This is a genomic window from Deinococcus marmoris, from assembly GCF_001949125.1.
Lineage (GTDB): Bacteria > Deinococcota > Deinococci > Deinococcales > Deinococcaceae > Deinococcus > Deinococcus marmoris_A.
This window is the reverse complement of record NZ_MSTI01000009.1, coordinates 1-21,471: the sequence shown is the minus strand read 5'-3', so window position 1 is coordinate 21,471 and position 21,471 is coordinate 1. Positions and strand designations below refer to the sequence as shown.

Sequence of the window (21,471 nt, the reverse complement as noted above, 5' to 3'; positions counted from 1 at the left end):
ATCAACAGGCCGAGAAGTCTCGAACGCGCAATCCGCACTGTCAATCCCCAGGTTTCGCCAGAAAGCCTGCCGGAACCTCAGCCAGCGCCTGGGCCGACTGCGCCTCTTCCCCGACGGTGCGGGGCAGTGTGAAGCTGAATGTGGCCCCCTGATCCAGAGCGCTGCTGGCGGTCACGCGTCCGCCGTGGCGCAGGATGATGCGGCGCACGGTGGCCAGGCCGATCCCGGTGCCCTCGAAGTCCTTTTGCAGATGCAGGCGCTGAAAGGGACCGAACAGCTTGGCCTCATACGCCGGATCGAAGCCCGCACCGTTATCGCGGACCCACACCGTCCAGCCGTCCTCGTCCTCATCGGTCCAGACCTCGATCACCGGCTGGGCGGCGCGGCGGGTGAACTTAACTGCGTTGCTCAGCAGGTTCGTCATCACCTGCCGCAGGGTGGCGCGGTCTCCCGGCACGGTGGGCAGCGCCCCCAGACGCCACTCGATCTCGCGGCCTGCCAGCTCGTCGTGAACGTCCTGGCGGGCTTCGTCCACGAGCTGGCTCAGGGACACGTCCTCGCGGCGCAGGGGCTGGCGGGTGCTGCGCGACAGTTCCAGCATGGCGTCGATCATGCGGGTCATCTGGTCGGCGGCCTCGTCCAGCACGTTCAGGGATCGCTCGGCCTTTTCGGGCTGCCCGCTGTCCAGCGCGCGGCGGATCAACTCCGTAAAGCCCTTGACGTGGCGTACGGGGGTCCGCAGATCGTGCGAGGCGCTGTAGGCGAAGGCTTCCAGCTCCCCGTTGGCGGCCATCAGCTCGTCGTTGCTGCGTTCGAGCTGCCGGTAACTGGCTTCCAGTTCGGCGGCGGCCCAGCCGCGTTCCAGCGCCAGCTCCAGGCTGCGGCTCACCGCCAGGAACACCGCGCGTTCCTGCGGCTGCCAGCGCCGCTGCGGACTGCCGATGGCGAACATGGCAATGGGTTGACCCCGGCGCAGGTACGGATAGAAGCCCGTCACGCCATAGCCCTCACTGTGATCGAACCGCTGCTCTGCGGCGTCCCACTCGTCAAAGAACACCGGTCCACCCGCCCCGACTGCCGCCTGGAAACTGGGCGTGCTGATCGGCAACCCGGCGGCCAGCGCCTCGCGCAGCACGGGGTCAGGAACCTCGGCCAGCAGCGCCTTCCACAGTCCGTCCTGCAACTCGTAGTACCCGAAAGACCACTCGGGCAGCAGCTCCAGCAGCAGATCGCGGGCGCGCTGGGCGGCTTCCACGCGGTCTGTGCCCACGCCGATGGCCTCGGTCAGTTGCATGAAGGCTTCGAGGCCAAGCTGACGCTCGTGGAGTTCGGTCTGAATGCCGCGCTGCTGGGCACCCAACACGGCCTGATGAACGGCGCTGAACAGTTGGCGCTGCTCCGGTGTCCAGACCGACGCGCCGACAAGCCCAATGGCCAGGACTGCGCCGGGCCTGCCGTCCCGAAAATAGGGGGCCAGCGCCACCGCGCCGAACGCTTCGGTGAACGGCACCCGCTGCTTCCCGGCGTCCCAGTCTTCAAAGAACATCGGCCCACCCGCCTGAACCGTCTGGGCAAAGGGGGGCGTGTCCAGCGGCAGGCCGTGCCGAACCAGATCCAGAAACTCCGGCGACAGGCCGTCCGTCGTCTGCTGGGCCACCCAGCGTTCCCCCACACACCGGTAAAAGGCGGCCTGGAGTCCGGGAATATGGGCCTGCAAGACCTCCTGGGCGCTGCGGGCCAGCATTTCCAGATCAGAAATCGTGGCAGCGGCCTGGGTCAGCGCCATGAAGGTGGACAGGACCTTGATCTGCTGCTGCGCTTCGGCCAGCGCCTGCCGGGTGTTGAGCAATTCCTCGGATGTCAAAAGTTCCTCATGAAGCGATTGAAGGTGGAAATAGAAGTGGGGACAGCAACAGGATACCCCTCAGATGGGCGGGATGGCCTGAAGACCCGTGCCCAGCGCCGGGTCTGCCGCACCCGGTTCGCTGGGCACCAGTTGCCGCCAACTGTGAACGCCGCCCACCTGCACGGTCACGAAGCGCTCCAGCGCCCGCCACAGCGCCGGACGCTCTGACAGCGGCACCGGGGCGTCCATGCTGGCCCGCACCGTGCGGCGCACCACCCCGCGTAAGAAGTCCAGCGAGGTGGGTGGATACGCGGGCAGGCTGGCGCAGGCCGCGCACAGCATCTGACCACCCAGCGGGTCCGGGTATTCGGGGTCCGGCGCACCGCAGCGGGCACAGCGGGCGGTCTGCGGCACGATTCCGGCCAGCCCCAGCAACTTGTAACTCATGACCAGCGCCACCCATTCGGGGTCCGGCTGGTGCGCCACGCCGCGCAGGGCCGCCGCGAACAGCTCGAACGCCGTCTCGCTGAATTCGCCTTCCTGAAACAGCGCGTCGGCAAATTCGGCCATCAGGTGCGCGAAGGCGTGCCGCTCCGGCTCGGCCAGACTGGGCAGCGCACCCTCCAGCACCGCCTGCTTGACCGTGGCCAGATCGTTGTTGGGCGTCTGGTACACCTGCACGCCCACATGGTGAAACAGGTTCAGACGGCTGGCCAGCGGTCCGCGCACCCCGCCGCGCGCAATGGCCTTGAGCTTGCCCTGCGGCGTCAGCAACGTCACGATGATGTCGCCGGACGGCATCACCCGGCGGCGGATCACGATGCCGCTGCGGTTGGCGCTACGGAACTTCATGGCCGATCTCGCATCAAATTCTTCTGCGCCGAGTTTTCCTGCGCTGAGGGCCGCGTCACACTCAGCAGTCTAGGCGCTCCCGTCTGCGCCGCCTGTGCCGCTCTCCACGTTCCTGGCCGCGCCGGGCGGGTAAACTGACAGGCGATGAACGACCCGCGCCCACAGGAACACAGTGTCCGCGATCTGCTGCGGGAACTCTTTCCCGAAACGCACCGCGAACTGTTCGGCCCCCATGAGGGCGACGCCCTGCCCACCCTGGGCCTGTACCCGGTGGCCGATGGGCGGCTGGCGTTGGTCCACGGCGATCAACTGGCGGAATTCACCCCGCTGGACCCCAAGGGGAAAAATGCCCTGCACTGCGACTTGTGCCACTACACCCGCAGCCGCAGCGAGGCCGCCCTGTACCGCGTGGTGGTGGCCGCCCGCCGCAGCCGCTACGTGACCCTGTGTACCGCCACCGAAGCCTGCCAGGGCCGCGCCGGGCGCAAGGGGCTGGAGACACTGGCCGGGCGGATTTTTCCACTGGAACTGCCATATACGGAGTAGGAGTCACTTCGGGATTGGGACGAATAACGTGGAAGGCAAACCCTCTCCTGCGGAGCTGTGCCAGCCAGTCTGTTCCCCTCAGAAGGGAGCCAGGGAGCGCGACTGGCCGGACAATTTCGCGACTCTTGCCTCCCTTCTAAGGGGAGGTGCCCCGGAGGGGCGGAGGGGTTAAACCGTGGTGGCCACCCATAAATCCACCCTCAGCAGTTTGACCCTTCCCCTCCGCTAGCCTGCCCGCATGACCGAACCCAATACCTCCCACGTCCCCGTGACCGAATGGGCCGCCCTCGTGCCGGAACTGGATGTCAGCGATCTGGCGCGCAGTCTGGACGTGTACACCCGACTGTTCGGCTTCACCGTCAACTACACCCGCCCCGGCTTCGCGTATCTGAGCCTGGGGCGCATTCAATGGATGCTCTCGCAGATTCGCCCAGAGGGTTCCTGGCAGACCGGCCCGCTGGAGCCTCCCCTGGGACGCGGCATCAACTTTCAGATTCAGGTGCCGGATATCGACGCGCTACACAGGCGGCTGGAGGCCGACGCCTACCCCATCTTCGTGCCCATGAAGACCTCCGTGTATCTGGAGGGCGACACCGAACACCAGCAGCGCGAATTTCTGGTGCAGGACCCGGACGGTTATCTGCTGCGTTTCACGGACTGAAGTTAAGCCCCGGCTTTGGCCAGTCGGTCCTGTAGATCAGCACGCACCCGCACCGCCAGCGGAAAGTTCAGGTACGCCTCCAGCTTTCTGGGATCGGCAGAGCGTTTGTAATGTAGGGCGAACAGATCGCCGATGCTGGGGGCGTCTACTGGGCCAGGAATCAGGCGCACGCTGTCGCCCGGCCCCACCTCGCCGCCGCGCAGCACACGGGTGTAGAAGCCGGGACGGGCCAGCCCCTTGAACTGCTTGACAAAGGCCGGATCGCCCACGTGTGCCGCCAGCGTGGCGCAGGGAATGCGCGGGGCGGTGACTTCCAGCAGCACGCCGCCCGTCTCTCCGAGTTCCAGCCGGTCCCCCACGCGCATGGCGGCGGATTCCAGCCCGCTGATCAGCAGGTTCTCGCCGAAGAGGCCGGGGGGCAGCGCCCGCCCCAGTTCGGCCTCCCAGACGTCATAGTCCTCGCGGGTGTAGATGTACACGGCCTGATCGGGGCCGCCGTGGTGGCGCGTGTCCATCACATGGTCTCCCTCCAATCCAGCTTCAGCAATCTGCACGCGGCCCGGCAACGGACGCTTGTCGATGCCGCTGATGTGCGGGCGCTCGCCAATCTGGACAGGGGCAGGCTGACCAGCATTGACGCTCTGAATCTGGCGATCTGGGGCAGTCATGGGTTCCAAGCTATCAGGAGTGGTGAAGGCACCGTCAGATATGGCCCGGACGCGCCGCCTAAGCTGTGCAGGATGGGCACGCTGCTGTTTTTCCGGGTCTTTGGCGTGGCGCTGCTGCTGGGGCTGCTCCTGACGCTGGGGGCGGGCGTGGGCATCTCGCAGGCCGTTCCGGGTACGCCGCCCCTGACCCTGCTGAGCGGCCCACTCTCCCCCCCTGATCTGGCCGCGCTGGATGGACTGGCAGAGGTGGCTCCAGCCCTGGCACCCACTTGCCCTGAACCACAGGCCCCGCTGGACCGCGTGCTGTATGACCACCTGCGCGGCCAGGGCGCGGCGCTGAGCTGCGGCAACGCCTTCGTGGGGCTGATCCACTTTCCCAACGACGACTCCGGTCTGAGTGGACAGCCCCCGGACACGCTGGGAGGCTTCAGCGTGATGGCCCGCCAGATCGAGGGCGCACGGCACGAGGTCCTGCTGGCCAACATGCTGTGGGACGACGGCCCCGGCTCTCCCGGCGTGCTGCTGGCCCGCTCCATCGCGCAGTTGCGGCGGCAGGTGGCCCAGCACCCTGAGCGTTACCCGCAGGGCGTGACCGTGCGCCTGATGTTCGGCAACAGCGTGCGCCTGGATAGCCTGCTGGACCCCACCAGCAGCGTCTACAGCGCCGCGCAGCAACTGCTGGAGGCCGGGGTGCCCCTCTCGGGCGATCCGGTGCCGGGCTTCACGCTCGCCCTTGCCAACTACACCTACGCCTACCCGCACAACCACCTCAAGGTGCTGGTCATCGACGGGCAGGAAACAACAGCGGGCGGGGCCAACATCAGCTTCTTTCATCTGCCCGCCAGCACCCCTGGCGGTCTGGACCTGACCGATCTGATGCTGACGCTGAGGGGGCCGGTGGCGCGGCAGACGGTGGCCGCCTTCCGCGATTCCTGGCTGCTGAGCCGTCCGCTGCGGTGTCGGGCGGGCGTCACGGTGGCCGACTTACACAAAGGCTGCGTGCTGGTAGACGCCGGGGACCCTTACCCGCTGTTCTACACGGCCCCGCCTCAGCCTGCGGGAACCTCGCGCGCCTATGGCCTGTACCGCCGCGCCGGGTACGAAACGCAGGACTCGGCCTTGCCCGCCCTGTTCGCTGCCGCCGGGTCCAGCATCGACCTGATGCAGTCGCAGATCAGCGGCACCGTGCAGTGCAGCCTGAGCCTGACCGCGCCGGGCGGCTGCCCCTTTCCGCAGGAGGTTCTGCCCGTGTGGCAGGCCATCGTGGGCGCAATCCGCGAGCATGGGGTCCGCGTCCGCGTGGTGCTGGACCACGATCCACTGCTGCAAATCGAGCCGCTGGCGCTGCTGTCCAGCCTGTGGGAGCAGCTCAAGCCGCTGGGCCTGGAAGACCACCTGCAAGTCCGCTGGTCCGGCACGGCGGGCGGCATGCACACAAAAGCCGCGTTGGTAGACGACGCGATGGCGACGGTGGGCAGCCTCAACCTGCATTTCTCGTCATTTGGCGATCACGGCCTGAACGAGTACACGCTGGCCACCAGTGATCCCGCCGCATTAAAAGCAGTGCGGCAGGACTTCGACTTCGAGTGGGCAAGGGGCAAACCGTTTGAATTACCGTACTGGCTGCGGCCCTGAAACTCAGGCGCTGAGAACCCCGCTATAGATGTTATCCAGGCTCAGGCTACGGCCCAGGCAAGGAATTTCAACTTCGCCGCTTCCAGCAAGTTCGGCCAGATTCCACTTCTGCCCGTCCCGCCCATACGCATAGACTCGCCGCTCGTCCTGTTCGACGATCAGGTACGTTTGCAGGCTGGGAAGGGCGGTGTACATGGCGTATTTCCCCACCCGATCATTAGCAGCGGTGCTGGGCGAGAGGACTTCCACCAGCAGACACGGCGCGGTTTCGGTCAGACGTTCCATCTTGCCGGTGTCGCAGACCAGCATCACGTCCGGGTAGAAATAGCTGCTGCTGGCCTCAATGCTCAGGCGCATGTCGGACTGATGGATGCGGCAACCCTCTTTCCTGGCTGTGCCGTACAGAGTGCCAAAAATGTTGCCGCTGATCAGCGAGTGCGGCATTCCCACCCCCGCCTGCCCATGCAGAGGGTACACAAAGCCGCCCACGTACTCGCGCTTGCAAGAACTGAGTTCCTCAGTGCGCAGGTACTCTTCAAGGCTCATGGCTTTGAGGTCCGGGGCGCTCACGCCTCAGCCTATTCCCATTCAATCGTGGCGGGCGGCTTGCCGGTGATGTCGTACACCACGCGGTTGATCTCGTGGACCTGATTGACGATGCGGTTGCTCATGGTGGCCAGAAATTCCCAGGGCAGGCGCGCCCACTCGGCGGTCATGTAGTCGTCGGTGGTCACCGCCCGCAGCGCCGCCGTGTAGCTGTAGGTGCGCTCGTCGCCCATCACGCCCACGCTTCTGATCGGGGTCAGGATCGCCAGCGCCTGAGAGCAGCCGTCGTACAGCCCAAATTCACGCAGGCCCGAGATAAAGATGTCGTCCACCCGGCGCAGGATGTCCATCTTTTCCTCCGAAATCGCGCCCAGGCAGCGGATTGCTAGCCCCGGCCCCGGAAAGGGGTGGCGCATGCGGATGTGTTCGGGCAGGCCCAGCAGGCGGGCAATCTCGCGGACCTCGTCCTTGAACAGCGTGCGGAAGGGTTCCACCAGCTTGAAATTCAGGTCTTCGGGCAGGCCGCCCACATTGTGGTGGCTCTTGATGTTGGCCGCGCCGGATTTGTCGGACTGAAGGCCACCCGCCGACTCGATCACGTCCGGGTAAAGGGTGCCCTGGGCCAGAAAGTCGAACGGGCCGTGTTCCTGCGCCTGAATGGCCGCCTCGCGCTCGAAGGCCCGGATGAATTCGCGCCCGATGATCTTGCGCTTCTGCTCGGGGTCCGAGACGCCCTCCAGCGCGCCCATGAACTCGGCGCGGGCATCCACCGTGACCAGATGTACGCCCAGCGGGATCAGCGCGGCTTCCACCTGTTCGCGTTCGCCCAGGCGCAGCAGGCCGTGATCGATGAACACCGCCGTCAGGCGGTCTCCCACCGCCCGCGCCAGCAGCAGCCCCAGCGTGGAACTGTCCACACCGCCGCTGATCGCCAGCAGCACGCGGCCCTCGCCCACCTGTTTCTGCACGTCCGCAATCAGCTCGTCAATGATGTGTTCGGCGGTCCAGTCGCGGGCCACGCCGCAGATGGTCAGGAAGTTGCCCAGAATCTGACCGCCCTTGGGGGTATGGACCACTTCCGGGTGAAATTGCAGGCCGTAGCGCCGCGTCTGCGAGTTTTCGATGGCGGCGACGGGCGTATCCGCCGTTTCGGCAATGACCTCGTAGCCCTGCGGCAACTGGGTCACGCTGTCGCTGTGGCTCATCCAGGCGACGAATTCGCCGCTGATCCCCTCGAACAGTTGGCCGCCGTAACGGGTCAGGTCCGCCTTGCCGTACTCGCGCTTGCCCGCCCGTTTCACGTCGCCGCCTGCCTCGTGGGCGAGGTACTGCATGCCGTAGCACACACCCAGGAGCGGGATATCCAACTCCATCACGCCGGGGGCGGGCCTGGGAGCAGTCTCGTCGTACACGCTGCTGGGGCCGCCCGACAGCACGATGCCCTGCAGGCTTTCCTGCTGAATCCGCTCCAGCGAGGCCGAGCCGGGCAGAATGACGCTGTAGGCCCCCAGCTCGCGGAACCGCCGCGCGATCAGGCGGGTAAATTGACTGCCGAAATCCAGAATGACAACGCTCATTGGGGCCGATTGTGCCACGAAGGGGCGGGGCGCGGAGGGGACTCTCTTCCTCCAGTCAACAAGCCAGCCTTCAGTAGCCCCGGTGCGTCACCCGCCCGCCCGATTCTTCCAGCCAGTCCGTGACTGCCCCCACCGCCGCCTTGACCCCCGGCGTGATGATCGGGCCGCCAAATTTGGCGAGGCGCACCAGATGGCTGCCGTCCTCGCGCCCGGAAATGCCGATCAGCACTTCCTGCGTGAGTTCCCCCTCCACCACATGGGCCAGCGCCACCCAGCCGTCCCGGCGCAGGCTGGCGTACAGGTCCAGCAGGATGACGGTCCAGCCGCCCGCGCGGGTCGTGCGCTTCTCGAAGGGCTGGCCGGGAGCAGCGGGGATAAAGTCTGCGGGCAGGGTCAGAATGGCGTGTGGCACGAGGTCAGGGTCCTCCGGGTAGGGGTGGATGTCGCCGTGCGGGACAACCGGGTGGGCGGTGGGCGTGAAGCGGGCGTGCTGGGGGCTGAGGCCCAGATCACGCCACTTGAGGGCATATTTGGTCTCCAGCGCGGCGGGCGGCGGTTCGGTCAATACCACGTTCATCACGCCGCTGTCCCGCGCCGCCGCGCACGCGAAATCGAAATACTCGTCGTGATCGGTGGTCAGCAGCACCGCGCCGCCGGGCTTCAGGCGCGAGGCCGCCTGTTCAAAGAACGGCACGCGCAGCAGGCGGTGGTCCAGATGCCCGGCTTTCGGCCAGGGATCGGGAAAGTTGACGACGATACTGTCCAGGCCACCATGCGGCACCACCTCGCGCAGCAGCACGTCGGCGGGCAGCTTGGTCAGGATGGCATTGTCCAGACCCGCGTTTTTGAGGCGACGCTGGGCCTTGAGCAGCGAGACGCCCGACAACTCCACGCCCAGATAATTGGGGGCAGTCTCGAATGTGGCGGCGTAGTGCGGCCAGAAGCGCCCGTCCCCGAAGCCGATTTCCAGCACCCAGGGGCGCTCTGGCGTCTGCGGGTACAGGCGGGAGGGGGCGTCCGGGAAATGAAAGTCCCCAAGCGGAGAGATCATTCCTGAACCACGCCCGCCGCCAGCAACTCATCCGAGAGGCGGGCGGCGTCTTCCAGCACACTTCTGTACGAACACTCGGCGGGCAACACGCGGCCCACGGCGCGCACGCGGTCAAAGCGGGTGAGCTGAAAGCCGTCCAGCTCACCGGGCGCGGGCGTCAGGAAGCGCACGTCGTAGGGCGGTGCACCCTCCACCGCCGCCGCCGTGGCCTCCGAGCCGATCAGGAACACGCCGGAGCGGGCCAGATCGTCGGCCAGGAAGTCGTAGGCCACCTCCGAGAGTCGCCCGGCTTCCTCCATGCTGTCGCCGATCAGCAGACGGCCCTTGAGAAACGCGCCCACCGCCAGCACCACCTGACGGGCGTGCAGTTTCGGGCCTTCCCAGGTGGACAGCACCATCTCGTCGTCGGTTTCATCCAGCTCAGTCACGGTGCTTTGCAGCAGATGAATGCCGGACGTTCCCTCGATCTCCGCCTTGAGCTGGCGGTGAAAGGTCCAGCCGTCGGTGTCGGGGGCGATCCCATCACGGATCAGGGCGAAGACGCTGCCGGGCGGGAAATCGGCGTCGTCGATGGTCGGCGCGTACAGGTTGCCCAGATGGTCCAGCGCCTGCGAGACCAGCAGCACGTCCGCGCCCGCGCGGGCCAGCCGCCAGGCCAGCTCGGTTCCGGCCAGGCCCGCGCCCACCACGGCCACGTCGTACAGGTGGCCCGGTTGCGGCTGGCTGCGGGGTTTATCGGGTCCAAACATCACACGGCGGAGTGTAGCAAGCAGGATGCGGGCAAAAGAGGCGACGGCGATGTCCAGCGCCGCGCCCGCGCCCCCGCCCCGCGCTACAGTGGCCCCACTATGTCCGAGTCCATCAGCATCAAGCAGACCATCGTGGTCCGGTCCCGCCCAGACGTGCTGTACCGCCTGGCGCTGGAACCGCGCCGCCGAGTGAAATGGGATCCGAACCTGACCAGAGCCGAGTACGAGGCCGAGGGAGGCCGACTGGCCAACAACGCCCTGGTGCGTTTCAAGTTCTCGCGCAAGTTGCTGGGCCTGAGTTTCACCGCCAAGTACGGCCAGTTGCAGGCCCCCCAGCGCGGCGGCTGGGAAAGCGTTCGCAACGTGGGGCCACTGGAGAAACTGACGCAGGCGTGGCAGTTCAAGCCCATGCCCGGCGGCACGGAAGTCACCCTGAGCATCAATGGCCGCATCCGTTACAAGTGGATCAGAACCCCGGTGGAGCGCGTGCTGAACAACATGGTGATCACCACGCTGGTGGAATTGCAGCGCACCGTGGACGCCCAGGGCGCGCAACTGATGGAAGACATGGGCCGCGAGATGGCCGAGAAGCAGAAGGCCGAAGCCAAGGCCGCCAAGGAAGCCGCGAAGGCGAACAAGGGGAAGAAAAAGTAAATAGTTGATGGTTGAAAGTTGATGGAGGAGGCGCAAGGCTGGCCCAGCAAGCCACGTCGAGATAAATCAGACCAGAGGAAGGCGTGTCCGATACCGCGCGTCCGCCAGCACCACCGAGGTTTCCACCTGCCGCTCTGGAATGCTCCAGTACGTGCGAAGAAGGCGGTTTTTCTCCTCTTCCGACACCACGGAAAAGCCATGTTTCTGATAAAAGCCGATGGCCCAGGCGGCAGCGGCCCAAGTGCCGATCAGCACGGGCTTTTCGGTGGAACCCAGCAATTCTCGCAGCAGCTTTGAGCCCATGCCACCGCCCCGCTGACGGGTGGCGACGTAGGCGTGGCGGATCAGCTTGACCTCGCCCCGGTCCTGAATGCCCATCACGCCAGTCACCTCGCCGCCGTCTTCAAAACACAGGAATTCCACGCCGTCCGCGATCTGCTCGCTCAGTTCCTCGCGCGGCATGTACGGCTCGTGCCAGCGGTCTGCGGGGATGATGCCCCGGTACGCCTGCGCGGCGTCGTTGATGATCTCGTGGATGCGTTCAAAGTCGGCGCTGGTGGCGGGACGGATCATGCTCTGGAGTTTACCCGGCGTCCACCGAGAGCAGCAGGACACTGCCCTCCTTGGTATCGAAGGCCATCCAGGATTCGCCCGCCGACACGCGGTAGCCCTCGCCGGGGCGCAGGCGCACGAAGTTGTTCTGGGGCAGATCAACCACAGCCTCACCGCTCAGGCAGATCAGCCAGCCCGTCACGGCGTCGCCCGTCAATTTGCCGCTCAGATTCAGCACGCGCAATTCGCCGCCGGGCAGGCCCACCCATTGCCCCGGCGAACTCTGGGCGAGGCGGGTCAGGTGCAAGGCCTGCGGAACGGCGACTCTTTCGCGGGGCATCGCCCTACTCTCCGCGCGCCGCCTGATTCAGTTTCTTGCTGGCTTGCAGGGCCATGCCCTTGGCCTTTTTCACGTCCAGCCCCAGTTCGGGGGCCACGTCGTCCACCTTGCGCCCCAGTTCGCGGGTGGCAGTGACCAGTTGCTGCTCCTGCGCGGACAGCACCTTCAGATGTGGCTTGAGCTGCGCCCACGTAAAGGTGGGCTTGGCCGGGGCTTTTGCGGGCGCTTTCCTGGCCGCCGTTTTCGAGTTGGGTGCTTTGGTGGCCGTCTTTTTAGCAGGAGCCTTCTTAGCCGCCCCAGCCTTCGCCGCCGCCTTACGGGGCTTGCCTGCTTTGGCCTTCGGTTCCTTGCCGCGCTCCTCCAGAATTTCCAGGGCGCGTTCGGCGGTCAGGTTGTCCTCGGACTCCCCCTTGCGGAGGGTGGCGTTGCGTTCGCCGTCGGTCAGGTAGGGGCCGAAGCGCCCGGACTTGAGGACGATATCGGCGCGGCCCTCGTATTTATAGGTGCTGAGCGGCGGCGTGGGCGAACGGCCCTTGCCAAAGCGCGGTTGCAGGAACAGCGCCTCGGCCTCGGCCAGTGTCACCGTGAACAGCTCCTCGTGCGCGGTCAGGCTGCGACTGTCGTTCGCGCGCTTCAGATACGGGCCGTATTTGCCGTTCAACGCCCAGACTTCCTCACCCTCGGAGGTGCCGACGAGCCGGGGCAGGCTCAGGAGTTTCAGGGCGCGGGACAAGGTCAGCGTAGCCAGATCATCGGTAGGAAACAGGCTGGCGGTACGAATTGGGGGATTCTCAGCACCCAGCGTGACATAAGGCCCATAACGTCCGGCGCGGGCCACCACGGGATGTCCGCTGGCCTCGTCGATGCCCAGGGGACGGTCCCCGCTGGGGCGACTCAGGATCTCCTCGGCCATTTCCAGATTCAGCTCGTCGGGCGCAAGTCCTTCGGGCAGATTGGCCTTGTCCTCGCCGCGCTGCATGTAAGCGCCGTAGCGCCCCACGCGAACCTCGATGCCGCTGCCCTCCAGCCGGGGGACGGCGATGGTGGCGATACTGCGCGCGTCAATCTCGGCCATCTGGCGGTCAATCAGCGGACGCAGCGCCATCCCCTCGCCCCCGACGCCCAGATAAAAGCGTTGCAGGTAAGGCACGCGCTTGGCACGGCCCCCCGCGATGTCATCCAGATCCTCTTCCATCTTGGCGGTGAAGTCGTAATCCACCAGATTGCCGAAATGGTGTTCCAGCAGCGCGGAGGTGGCAAAGGCCGTCCAGCTCGGCACCAGCGCCTGCCCCTTCTTGGTGGCGTATCCCCGGTCCTGAATGGTGCCCAGGATGCTGGCGTAGGTGCTGGGGCGGCCAATGCCCGCGCCTTCCATGTTCTGAACCAGACTGGCCTCGGTGTAGCGGGCAGGGGGCTGGGTTTCGTGGCCCTCGGGCTTCACCGTCTCGGCGGTCACGCGCTCACCCTGTTTCAGCGGCGGTAGCGGCGTCTCACGGTCTTCCAGCGCCGCGCTGGGATCGTCGCTGCCCTCCACATAGGCGCGCAGGAAGCCGGGGAAATCGATGGTGCGGCCAGAGGCGCTAAGGCCGACTTCCTCGCCAGCCCCTCCTGAACTGCTTCGCGCCTTGCCGCCCAGACGCACGCGCAGGCTGCGGCCCCGTGCATCCGCCATCTGGCAGGCCACGGTACGCTTCCAGATCAGGTCGTACAAACGCCATTCGTCGCCGCTCAGCTCACCGCGCAGAGAATCCGGCGTGCGGAAGCTGCTGCCAGCGGGCCGGATCGCCTCGTGGGCTTCCTGGGCATTCTTGGCCTTCTTGGCGTACACACGCGGCTGCGGCGAGAGATACGGCTGCCCGTACATCTGCGAAACCTGGGTACGCGCGGCGGTCACAGCTTCGACGCTGAGATTGGTGCTGTCCGTTCGCATGTAGGTGATGTAACCACCCTCGTAGAGCCGCTGGGCGGCGCGCATGGTGCGGGTGGCGGCGAAGCCCAGTTTACGACTGCCCTCCTGCTGAAGCGTGGACGTAATAAAAGGTGGGTAGGGGCGCTGTGTGAAGGGCTTTTCCTCGGCGGAGGTGACGGTCAGCGGCTGCCCGGTCAGACCATCGGCCAGAGCGCGGGCCTCGGCCTCGGAGAGCGTGCGGACCTTCGCCTCAGGCTTGAGCTTGCCGGTCAGGGAATCAAAGTCCTTACCCAGCGCCAGTTTCTGTGCGGCCACATCAGTTAAACGGGCGGGAAAGGTGGCGTCCTCCGCCGTGCGCCCGGTGATCAGCAGATCCCACCACGGCGCGCTGACAAACCGCATGCGCTCACGCTCGCGCTCCACCAGCATGCGCGTCGCCACGCTCTGTACACGGCCCGCCGACAGCTTGGGGGCCACCTTCTTCCACAGCACCGGGCTGACCTCGTAGCCGTACAGCCGGTCCAGCGCGCGGCGGGCTTCCTGCGCCTCCACCAGATTGGTGTCGATCTGGCGCGGCGAGGCAATCGCGGCCTGAATGGCTTCCTTGGTGATCTCGTGAAAGACCATGCGCTTGACCGGCACCTTGGGCTTCAGCTCCTGAAACAGGTGCCACGCGATGCTCTCGCCCTCGCGGTCATCGTCTGTCGCCAGGATGATCTCGTCGGCCTCGGCGGCCATCTTCCGCAACTTGGCGACGTGCTGGCGTTTCTCCGGCGACACCACATAGAGAGGCTGGAAGTCGTTCTCGATATCCAGTCCCAGCCGCGCCCAGGCCAGCCCCTTGTATTTCTCGGGAATGTCCGCCGCACTCTTGGGCAGGTCACGGATATGCCCAATCGAAGACTCCACCGCGTACCCCTTTCCGAGGTACTTCTCGATGGTGCGGGCCTTGGCGGGAGATTCGACGATCACGAGGGTCTTGGACATAAGGGGCAACACTCCTGGGGCGCTTTGCGGGTCCGTCGGGTCAGTCGATCTCAGCGTGACCTGACGTTTGAAAGGCAGGCCCGAGGGTAGCACGGCCTCTAAACAAGCTTCGGGAGGTAAGACGCAAAAGATGGAGAGGCCGTTCCAGGCGCAGGCCACGGCGTCAGGAGCCTGCATTTCCGGAGAAAACACCGATTCGCACGGCTCCGCACCACTTTAAGAATATCTTCATGCTACGCTGCCCGCCATGCGCTCCAGGGGGTCCACCCTCTCTCTTCTTCCGCTGGCAGTTTTAGCCCTGCTGGCGGTGGGTTTTCTGGCGCTGCCCAATTTACGTGTCCCGAATACGGAGCGCCCCCATCCCACCCTGATCGTGCTGGGCGCGGCGCAGTACGCGGGACGGCCCAGCCCGGCCTTTCAGCGGCGGCTGAACCACGCACTGGCGCTGTACCGGGGCGGCGGCGTGACCCATATCGTGGTCACGGGCGGCAGACGCCCCGGCGATCCCTTCAGCGAGGGCGAGGTGGGGCAGGCGTACCTGGAGAAATACGGCGTCCCGGCCTCCGCCCTGCTGGCCGAGGCACGCAGCCGGACCACCATCGAAAACCTGCGCTTTGCCCGCACCATGCTGCCGCCCCACACGCCCATCACGCTGGTCACCGACGAGGCCCACGCGCCACGCGCCCTGGCCCTGGCCCGCGCGCTGGGCATGGAAGCCGATGTCAGCGCCAGCCCGCTGAGCAAGGGCGTCAGCCACAGTTACCTGCTGCGCGAGAAGGTGGCGCTGGTGGCCTACGCCCTGATCGGCATTCGCCTGTAAAGCGTGATCTGAAACACTTTGCGTTAGAGTGGTGATGTCCCGCAAGGGACGGGGTGCATGACAACTGGGGAAAAGCGAGCAGGCCATGAACTCCGAGCGTGAAAAAGCGCCCGGATTCGCACTCCGGGCGCTTCAAAGGAGGTGATATTCCTATGGCTAACCACCGGAAGGATACACCAAAACGCCCCCGTAAACCTCTGACGCCGAGCGACATTGCCGTGATCATCACCGCAATTGCCGCCCTGCTCACTGGTTTCGCGGCGGTCCTGACAGCCCTGAAGTAACGCCCTCTCGCCCCCCAGTTGCACCTTTATACAGATATCGCAGTAAAGATGACGCCTTTAGGGGCGATTTTTTGTTTTGACCACTCAGCGCCTCAACCTTCTGACCAACCCGCCCATCTCGGGCATTCTCAGGACCAATGCGCCCAGCAGGTAGGCAACCAGTCCCGCGCCGCCCGCCACGCTCAGGCCGATCAGGCCAGCGACGATGGAACCGGGAGCGGGAATGAATGGGACGAAGCGCAGGGCCAGCCACGCCACCAATCCCGCGATCACCGACAGCGGCAGCACCCGCGCCAGATGCGCCGTGATCTCGCGGCCCGGAAAGCCCAGCGCGCGGCGGTACAGCAGGGCCAGCGCCCCGGCCATCAGAATGCCGGAAATGGCGGTGCTGACCCCGAAACCCAGCAAGCCCAGCGGCGGCACCAGCAGGCGGTACAGCCCGACCTCCAGCACAAAGCCAATGGCACTGACGGTCACCGCTTCCATCGTGCGTTCGCGGGCATAGAAGGTCCGCAGCAGCAGGGTCACGATGGCCCAGGGAACGAGGGCCAGTGCCCAGCCGGTCAGGATGCCGCTGCCTGCCTCGAACCGGGTCAGGGAGTAGTCGGCGCGCAGGTTGAACAGGCTGACGGCGTAGGGGGCCAGCGTGACCAGCAGGGCGCTTATGGGGGCGGCCAGAAAGGTGGTGGTGCGGATGCCCTGCACGGTCAGCGCCTTGAAGGCGGGCCAGTCGCGGGCGGCGGCATGTTCGGAAAAACGGGGGAACAGGGCCAGCGCGGGCGAGACCACGAACAGGCCGTTCGCCATCGTGAACAGCGCCTCGGCGTTGCCGTAGCCCGTTTGTGTTCCCTGCGGAAACTGCGAGGCGTTGGTCAGCAGCCGGGTCACGTACAGGTTCAGAAACTGCCGCGCCCCGGCAGTCAGGGTAAAGGGGGCCATCTGCCGCAGCACCCGCAACAGCGCCGGATTGGGCTTCAGGCTTGGCGTGGGCAGCAGGCCAAAACGGTTCAGCGAGGGCAACTGCACCACCAGTTGCGCCACCCCGCCGATCAGCCAGCCGAAGGCCAGCCAGGTAGCGGTGTTGGGCAGCAACAGCAGCGCCACGATGCTGGCAAGGTTGAAGGCCACCGGGGCAAAACTGCTTTCGCGGAAATGCTCGTCGGCGTTCAGCAGGCCCATCGCCACGGCAGACAGGCTGATCAGCATCAAGAAGGGCATGACCAGTTGCGTCATGTACACGGCCACGGCGCGGTCAATGTTGGCGTCCGCTGCCGTCAGCAGGCCCACGATCCACGGCGCGGCCAGGATGCCCACCGCCATCAGGATCAGGTTGACCGCGATCAGCACGCCGCTGAAGGTCTGGGCCAGCTTCCTGCGCTCGGCGGTGTCCAGCGACTTGTAGACCGGGATAAAGGAGTTGACCAGCGCGCCCTCGGCCAGCAGTTCGCGCAGCAGGTTGGGCACCTTGACCGCCACGTTGAAGGCGTCGGTCAGCGTGTCTCCGAACAGGTTGATGATCTGCTGGCGCACGATGCCCGACAGCCGCGAACCCAGCGTGCCCGCCATGACGATCAGGGTATTGGCGCGCAGGGACTTGCGGGGCAGTGGTGAGGGGTTGGCGGGGCCTTGCTTGGGTTCGCGGGGATCGGGGGCGGCGGGCGGGACGGTCACGCGGTCAACTGTAGTGGATTGGGGCCGATCATTTTCAAGTTGTAGAACCCGGTGGAGCAACACAGGCCCAAAAACGCGACAGGCCACCTTGAGTCTCTGGAAGAAGTCTAGGAATTCGGCGGCAAGGCAGAAATCCGCTGCCTGATCTTCTCCAGAACTGGGGCCATCTGCCGATCATAGGTTTGAATCAAAGAAGAATGGAGAATGTCCAATCCTGCGTCATTGATCTGACGCCACTTAACATTTCTATGACCTCTATTATCAAAGACGTAGCAGGACTCATTCCCAGCCCCGTTTGGCCTGACGCAGAGCCAGCCAGATTCCTGGTGGTAGATTCTGTAAGCGAAAGGGTGATCCTCGAAACTTTTCAACTCGGTGAGATCGTATGCGAAAACGTCAGAGAAGTAGATGATTCCTCCGCACGACTCCATCAATTTCTGGATACTGCCAGTCTGGATGATGTCCGGGGTGTAGTCCGTGATCACAGATTTCATGACCAGTGGTCTGGCAACATCGGCCACCGCCCGCAGCCGCTCTATCAATGCCGAACTGGTCTGGATGTGCTTCGTGAACAGGGCTGGTGTCTCCACGCTGAAGAACTGATAGAGCGAGCCTTGAACCTGCGGATAGAAGCGAATCCAGACGCTTTCGGAAATCTGCGATTCATTGTCTTCGATGTCGATTGATTGCAGGGTATCGGCGGAGAAGTCTAATCTGAATGGCCTGTCACCCGTCAGATCATCGGCAAGGAGGTCTTTCAAATCGGCCTTGACCTGATCCCGCCTGCCAGAGGCGATCACGCCCAGAACATTGTAATAGACGCCCATAATTACTGGCCGTCCTGCAAACCATCTTCGGCCTGCGCCACCCCATCTGCCCCTACCTGCAACCGCGCCGCCCCGAACGTCACGTCAAGCGTCAAATCTGCCAGATACTCGCGGAGATGTGCAGGCAGCTCCGCTACCGTGAAAGGCATGCGCGGCGCGGCCACTAGGCGGTAGATGCCGGACTCATCGGGCACGCGGTCATACACGAAGGCTCCCCGGCGCTGGGGCGGAGTCAGGTGTTCGTCGAAACCACCTGCGGGGGCGTTGGGCGGCTCGGTTTCGGGGCGGGTGTCGATCCAGACGTGCAGGGCCTCCAGCAATTCCTCGGAGGCCAGGGCCGCGTCCGGCACCCCAGCGTCGTCGCCCGCCGCCATGAACTGGGCGACATGCCCGCGTGCATCGGCGGCGAACCAGTCGAATTCCACGCCGCGCAACTCCTCACGGGTAATGACCGTATGCGGCGCACTCTCCCCCACCCTACTTGCCTCCCAGCGCCTCGGAAACCACGTCGCGGGCTTCCTCCATCACCTGTTTCAGATGGTCCGCTCCCTTGAAGCTCTCGGCATAAATTTTGTACACGTCCTCGGTGCCGCTGGGGCGGGCGGCGAACCATGCCTCGGCTGTTGTTACCTTCAGGCCGCCGATGGGCGCGTCGTTGCCGGGGGCGCGGGTCAGGCGGGCGGTGATCGGATCGCCTCCCAGGGTCTGCGCCTTCACGTCCTCGGGCGAGAGGTTGCCCAGAATCTTCTTCTGCGCGGGCGTGGCAGGGGCGTCCTGACGGTCATAGGCGGTTGCGCCGTATTTCTCGGTCAGGTCCGCGAAGCGCTGGCTGGGGGTCTTGCCCGTCTTAGCGGTCATCTCGGCGGCCAGCAGACCGGGGATCAGGCCGTCCTTGTCGGTACTCCACGGGCTGCCGTCCAGGCGCAGGAAGCTGGCCCCGGCGGATTCCTCGCCGCCAAAGCCCAGATCGCCCGTCAGCAGCCCGTCCACGAAGTATTTGAAGCCCACCGGAACTTCCACCAGATTGCGGCCCAGGCCATTGGCCACGCGGTCAATCAGCGCACTCGAAACCAGCGTTTTGCCCACGCCTGCCTCGGCACGCCAGCCGGGACGGTGCTGGAACAGGTAATCGATCATCACCGCCAGATAGTGGTTGGGATTCATCAGGCCGTCGGCGGTCACGATGCCGTGCCGGTCCGCATCCGGGTCGTTGCCCACGGCCACGTCGAAATCGTCCTTGAGGCGCAGCAGCCCAGCCATCGCGTAGGGGCTGGAGCAGTCCATGCGAATCTTGCCGTCCTTATCGACGCTCATGAAGGCGAAGCGGGGATCGACGGTGTTGTTGACGATCTCGAAGTTCAGGTTGTACTCGGCCAGAATCGCCTGCCAGACGGGCAGACTGGCCCCGCCCAGCGGATCGATGCCGACATGCACGCCACTTTCGCGGATGGCGTCCAGATCAATCACCTCGGGAAGCTGGCGCACGTAGGGGGTGATGAAGTCGAATTCTTCCAGCTTGCCCATCGCGTCTTCCAGGGACAGACGTTTCACGTCGCGCATTTCATTTTCCAGAATGGCGTTCGCGCGGGCCTGCACCGCTCCGGTCACGTCGGTGTCGGCGGGGCCGCCGCTGGGGGGGTTGTACTTGAAACCGCCGTCCTGCGGGGGATTGTGGCTGGGCGTGATCACGATGCCGTCGGCAGTTCCGCCCTGGCCCGCGCGGTTGTGTTGCAAGATCGCGTGGCTGATCAGGGGTGTGGGGGTCATCACGCCGGGCTGCACGCAAACGCGCACGCCGTTGGCGGTCAGCACTTCCAGGGCGCTCATCCACGCGGGTTCGGACAGGGCGTGGGAATCCAGGCCCATGAACAGCGGCCCGCTGATGCCCGCCGCTGCGCGGTGTTCCGCCACCGCCTGCGCCACCGCCAGAATGTGCGCCTCGTTGAAGGTGCCGCTTACGCTGGTTCCCCGGTGGCCGCTGGTGCCGAACGCCACGCGCTGGAGGGGATCGGAGGCATCCGGGCGCGTCTCGTAATAGTGCGCCACCAGACGGGGGATGTTGGTCAGCAGGCTCTGAGGAGCGGTTTTTCCGGCCAGTTCGCTGATGGTCATGGGAAGCAGTTTAACGGGGGATGGCCCGGCAGCCGGGCAACATGAGTAAAGGACAGGCCGAATCCGGAGAAAAAATCCCCTGGACCGCCCCGGCACTCACGTTTCATAAATGTAACAGTCACCCAATTTGGCGCGGAACGGGGCTAAAGTGAGTGGCATGAAGAAAATAATGATGGCGGCTATAGGTGTGGGACTGACCGGGATTCTGGCAAGCTGTAATAGCGGCAGTGCGCCGGATGGCAGCGCAAACGGCAAGATTAATGAGGTTCGCACTGAATATCGCCTGAATTCGGCGAGTGGCCCATTTATCGCCTGTGACAACGTGACTGGAAACGCGACAGGCCGCAGCCGCTCAACCCAGGTTGCCGTCAACTTCACCTTGCAAGGCACCATCAGCAACGTCACCCTCGGACTGAAGGGACAGAACGACAATCAGTACGACAACAACTACACGGCCACCTACACCGGTTCCCAGTTGGCAGCCGTTGGGAATGGCAATTATAAGATTACGTTCGACGCCAACTCGGCCAACGGCGCGTTCCTGCCCCAGAGCATCGTTGTCAACCCGGTTGCCGTGACGGTCAAAGTGGTCACCGCCTCCGGGAAGGTGGGAGGGTTCTACCCGCAGCTCGTTGTCAACACGGGATCTTCAAGCTTTACCATCAACAACACGGTTCTGGGCAATGTGGATGTCTACAGCAACTGCGCTGTGACCCAGACCACTCCAGAAGAAATTTAAATCTAACTTGGTTCTCGTGCCGGGGCATTTCGCCTCGGCACTTCTCATGAGCTGTCCTCAGATTTACTGAAGGTGGGCGTCACGCGGGCGTCAGCTTGATAAGCCACAGTGAACAGCATCAGTAGTCCGGAAGGTTTCAAGCAGCCTTGACCCCCAGGAGCAGCAGGTCGGCGATCTGTGGGGCGAATTTTTCGCAAGTCAGATCGCCAGGCAACAGAGATAAAATTCGATCAGCGAAAAATTCGTTATAGGCACGGCGTTTTTCGTCTTCCATGCTGAAGACCAGCGGGCCAGCCCGCTGGTTCATCAACTGACTGGCTCTGGCTACAGAAACGCTATGCAGCGCCATATTCCAGTGGAAGTGCAGCGCCTGAGCCTGACGGGACTGGCAATCACCCAGGCCCGCGAACTGCTTGCCGTCCCGGAACGGAAACTCCATCGCAAA

At 64.9% G+C, this 21,471-nt stretch carries 21 protein-coding genes and 1 pseudogene; 7 read left to right on the top strand and 15 right to left on the bottom strand.

Annotated features, from left to right (window positions below):
* Positions 1-40: 40 nt before the first annotated feature.
* Together BOO71_RS01390 and recO are read right to left on the bottom strand one after the other, a co-directional pair.
* Positions 41-1,864 (bottom strand): sensor histidine kinase, encoded by a 1,824-nt coding sequence (locus BOO71_RS01390; RefSeq protein WP_075830209.1) that lies wholly within the window; start codon positions 1,862-1,864, stop codon positions 41-43.
* Between the two features lie 60 nt (positions 1,865-1,924).
* Entirely contained in the window at positions 1,925-2,698 is a 774-nt protein-coding gene (gene recO, locus BOO71_RS01385; RefSeq protein ID WP_075830208.1) for a DNA repair protein RecO, read from the bottom strand.
* Between the two features lie 144 nt (positions 2,699-2,842).
* Between recO and BOO71_RS01380 the strand changes: the two genes are divergently transcribed.
* Both BOO71_RS01380 and BOO71_RS01375 read left to right on the top strand, forming a co-directional pair.
* Positions 2,843-3,244, top strand: coding sequence for a hypothetical protein (locus tag BOO71_RS01380; protein ID WP_075830207.1), 402 nt, complete (start codon positions 2,843-2,845; stop codon positions 3,242-3,244).
* Positions 3,245-3,482: 238 nt separating this feature from the next.
* Positions 3,483-3,905, top strand: coding sequence for a bleomycin resistance protein (locus tag BOO71_RS01375; RefSeq protein WP_075830206.1), 423 nt, complete (start codon positions 3,483-3,485; stop codon positions 3,903-3,905).
* Positions 3,906-3,907: 2 nt separating this feature from the next.
* On the opposite strand, the gene BOO71_RS01370 is transcribed toward BOO71_RS01375, so the two are convergent.
* Positions 3,908-4,573: an MOSC domain-containing protein gene (locus BOO71_RS01370; RefSeq protein ID WP_075830205.1), complete on the bottom strand. Its 666-nt coding sequence runs from the start codon at positions 4,571-4,573 to the stop codon at positions 3,908-3,910.
* Positions 4,574-4,645: 72 nt separating this feature from the next.
* Between BOO71_RS01370 and BOO71_RS01365 the strand changes: the two genes are divergently transcribed.
* Positions 4,646-6,208 carry a phospholipase D-like domain-containing protein gene (locus BOO71_RS01365; RefSeq protein ID WP_083652832.1) on the top strand — a complete coding sequence of 521 codons (1,563 nt, stop codon included), beginning with the start codon at positions 4,646-4,648 and terminating at the stop codon, positions 6,206-6,208.
* 3 nt (positions 6,209-6,211) lie between these two features.
* Here BOO71_RS01365 and BOO71_RS01360 read toward each other — a convergent pair whose 3' ends face one another.
* From BOO71_RS01360 to BOO71_RS01345, 4 genes are all read right to left on the bottom strand, one after another.
* Positions 6,212-6,778 (bottom strand): Uma2 family endonuclease, encoded by a 567-nt coding sequence (locus tag BOO71_RS01360; RefSeq protein WP_139322672.1) that lies wholly within the window; start codon positions 6,776-6,778, stop codon positions 6,212-6,214.
* An 8-nt stretch (positions 6,779-6,786) separates the two neighbouring features.
* Positions 6,787-8,331, bottom strand: coding sequence for a glutamine-hydrolyzing GMP synthase (guaA, locus tag BOO71_RS01355; RefSeq protein ID WP_075830204.1), 1,545 nt, complete (start codon positions 8,329-8,331; stop codon positions 6,787-6,789).
* 70 nt (positions 8,332-8,401) lie between these two features.
* Positions 8,402-9,382 (bottom strand): tRNA (guanine(46)-N(7))-methyltransferase TrmB, encoded by a 981-nt coding sequence (gene trmB / locus BOO71_RS01350; RefSeq protein WP_075830203.1) that lies wholly within the window; start codon positions 9,380-9,382, stop codon positions 8,402-8,404.
* Positions 9,379-10,131 (bottom strand): FAD-dependent oxidoreductase, encoded by a 753-nt coding sequence (locus tag BOO71_RS01345; protein ID WP_075830202.1) that lies wholly within the window; start codon positions 10,129-10,131, stop codon positions 9,379-9,381. The genes trmB and BOO71_RS01345 overlap by 4 nt, the downstream gene beginning before the upstream one ends.
* 99 nt (positions 10,132-10,230) lie before the next feature.
* Between BOO71_RS01345 and BOO71_RS01340 the strand changes: the two genes are divergently transcribed.
* The gene (locus BOO71_RS01340) at positions 10,231-10,785 is read left to right on the top strand and encodes an SRPBCC family protein (RefSeq protein ID WP_075830201.1); all 555 of its coding nucleotides are present in this window, start codon (positions 10,231-10,233) and stop codon (positions 10,783-10,785) included.
* A gap of 66 nt (positions 10,786-10,851) precedes the next feature.
* Here the strand turns inward: BOO71_RS01340 and BOO71_RS01335 are convergent, their stop codons facing one another.
* Genes BOO71_RS01335 through topA form a run of 3 tightly spaced genes read right to left on the bottom strand, consistent with a single transcriptional unit; the run spans position 10,852 to position 14,573 of the window.
* On the bottom strand, positions 10,852-11,358 hold the full coding sequence (locus tag BOO71_RS01335) for a GNAT family N-acetyltransferase (protein WP_075830200.1): 507 nt from the start codon (positions 11,356-11,358) through the stop codon (positions 10,852-10,854).
* Between the two features lie 10 nt (positions 11,359-11,368).
* Positions 11,369-11,677, bottom strand: coding sequence for a hypothetical protein (locus BOO71_RS01330; protein WP_075830199.1), 309 nt, complete (start codon positions 11,675-11,677; stop codon positions 11,369-11,371).
* A gap of 4 nt (positions 11,678-11,681) precedes the next feature.
* Positions 11,682-14,573 carry a type I DNA topoisomerase gene (gene topA / locus BOO71_RS01325; protein WP_075830198.1) on the bottom strand — a complete coding sequence of 964 codons (2,892 nt, stop codon included), beginning with the start codon at positions 14,571-14,573 and terminating at the stop codon, positions 11,682-11,684.
* Positions 14,574-14,820: 247 nt separating this feature from the next.
* Between topA and BOO71_RS01320 the strand changes: the two genes are divergently transcribed.
* Entirely contained in the window at positions 14,821-15,393 is a 573-nt protein-coding gene (locus BOO71_RS01320) for a YdcF family protein (protein WP_075830197.1), read from the top strand.
* A 98-nt stretch (positions 15,394-15,491) separates the two neighbouring features.
* Positions 15,492-15,677 carry a hypothetical protein gene (locus BOO71_RS26645; RefSeq protein ID WP_139322671.1) on the top strand — a complete coding sequence of 62 codons (186 nt, stop codon included), beginning with the start codon at positions 15,492-15,494 and terminating at the stop codon, positions 15,675-15,677.
* 84 nt (positions 15,678-15,761) lie between these two features.
* Here BOO71_RS26645 and murJ read toward each other — a convergent pair whose 3' ends face one another.
* The 4 genes from murJ to pgm form a co-directional block, all read right to left on the bottom strand.
* On the bottom strand, positions 15,762-17,348 hold the full coding sequence (murJ, locus tag BOO71_RS01315; RefSeq protein ID WP_075830196.1) for a murein biosynthesis integral membrane protein MurJ: 1,587 nt from the start codon (positions 17,346-17,348) through the stop codon (positions 15,762-15,764).
* 107 nt (positions 17,349-17,455) lie between these two features.
* Positions 17,456-18,175, bottom strand: a complete 720-nt coding sequence (locus tag BOO71_RS01310) for a hypothetical protein (RefSeq protein ID WP_075830195.1) — start codon at positions 18,173-18,175, stop codon at positions 17,456-17,458.
* Between the two features lie 2 nt (positions 18,176-18,177).
* Positions 18,178-18,651, bottom strand: coding sequence for a hypothetical protein (locus BOO71_RS01305; RefSeq protein ID WP_254842979.1), 474 nt, complete (start codon positions 18,649-18,651; stop codon positions 18,178-18,180).
* A 1-nt stretch (position 18,652) separates the two neighbouring features.
* The gene (gene pgm, locus BOO71_RS01300) at positions 18,653-20,287 is read right to left on the bottom strand and encodes a phosphoglucomutase (alpha-D-glucose-1,6-bisphosphate-dependent) (RefSeq protein ID WP_075830194.1); all 1,635 of its coding nucleotides are present in this window, start codon (positions 20,285-20,287) and stop codon (positions 18,653-18,655) included.
* Positions 20,288-20,444: 157 nt separating this feature from the next.
* Here pgm and BOO71_RS01295 point away from each other — a divergent pair, with 157 nt between their 5' ends.
* Positions 20,445-21,026, top strand: coding sequence for a hypothetical protein (locus BOO71_RS01295; protein WP_254842978.1), 582 nt, complete (start codon positions 20,445-20,447; stop codon positions 21,024-21,026).
* 136 nt (positions 21,027-21,162) lie between these two features.
* On the opposite strand, the pseudogene BOO71_RS27525 reads toward BOO71_RS01295, so the two are convergent.
* Positions 21,163-21,471 (bottom strand): annotated as a pseudogene (locus BOO71_RS27525) (IS4 family transposase); the annotation flags it as partial.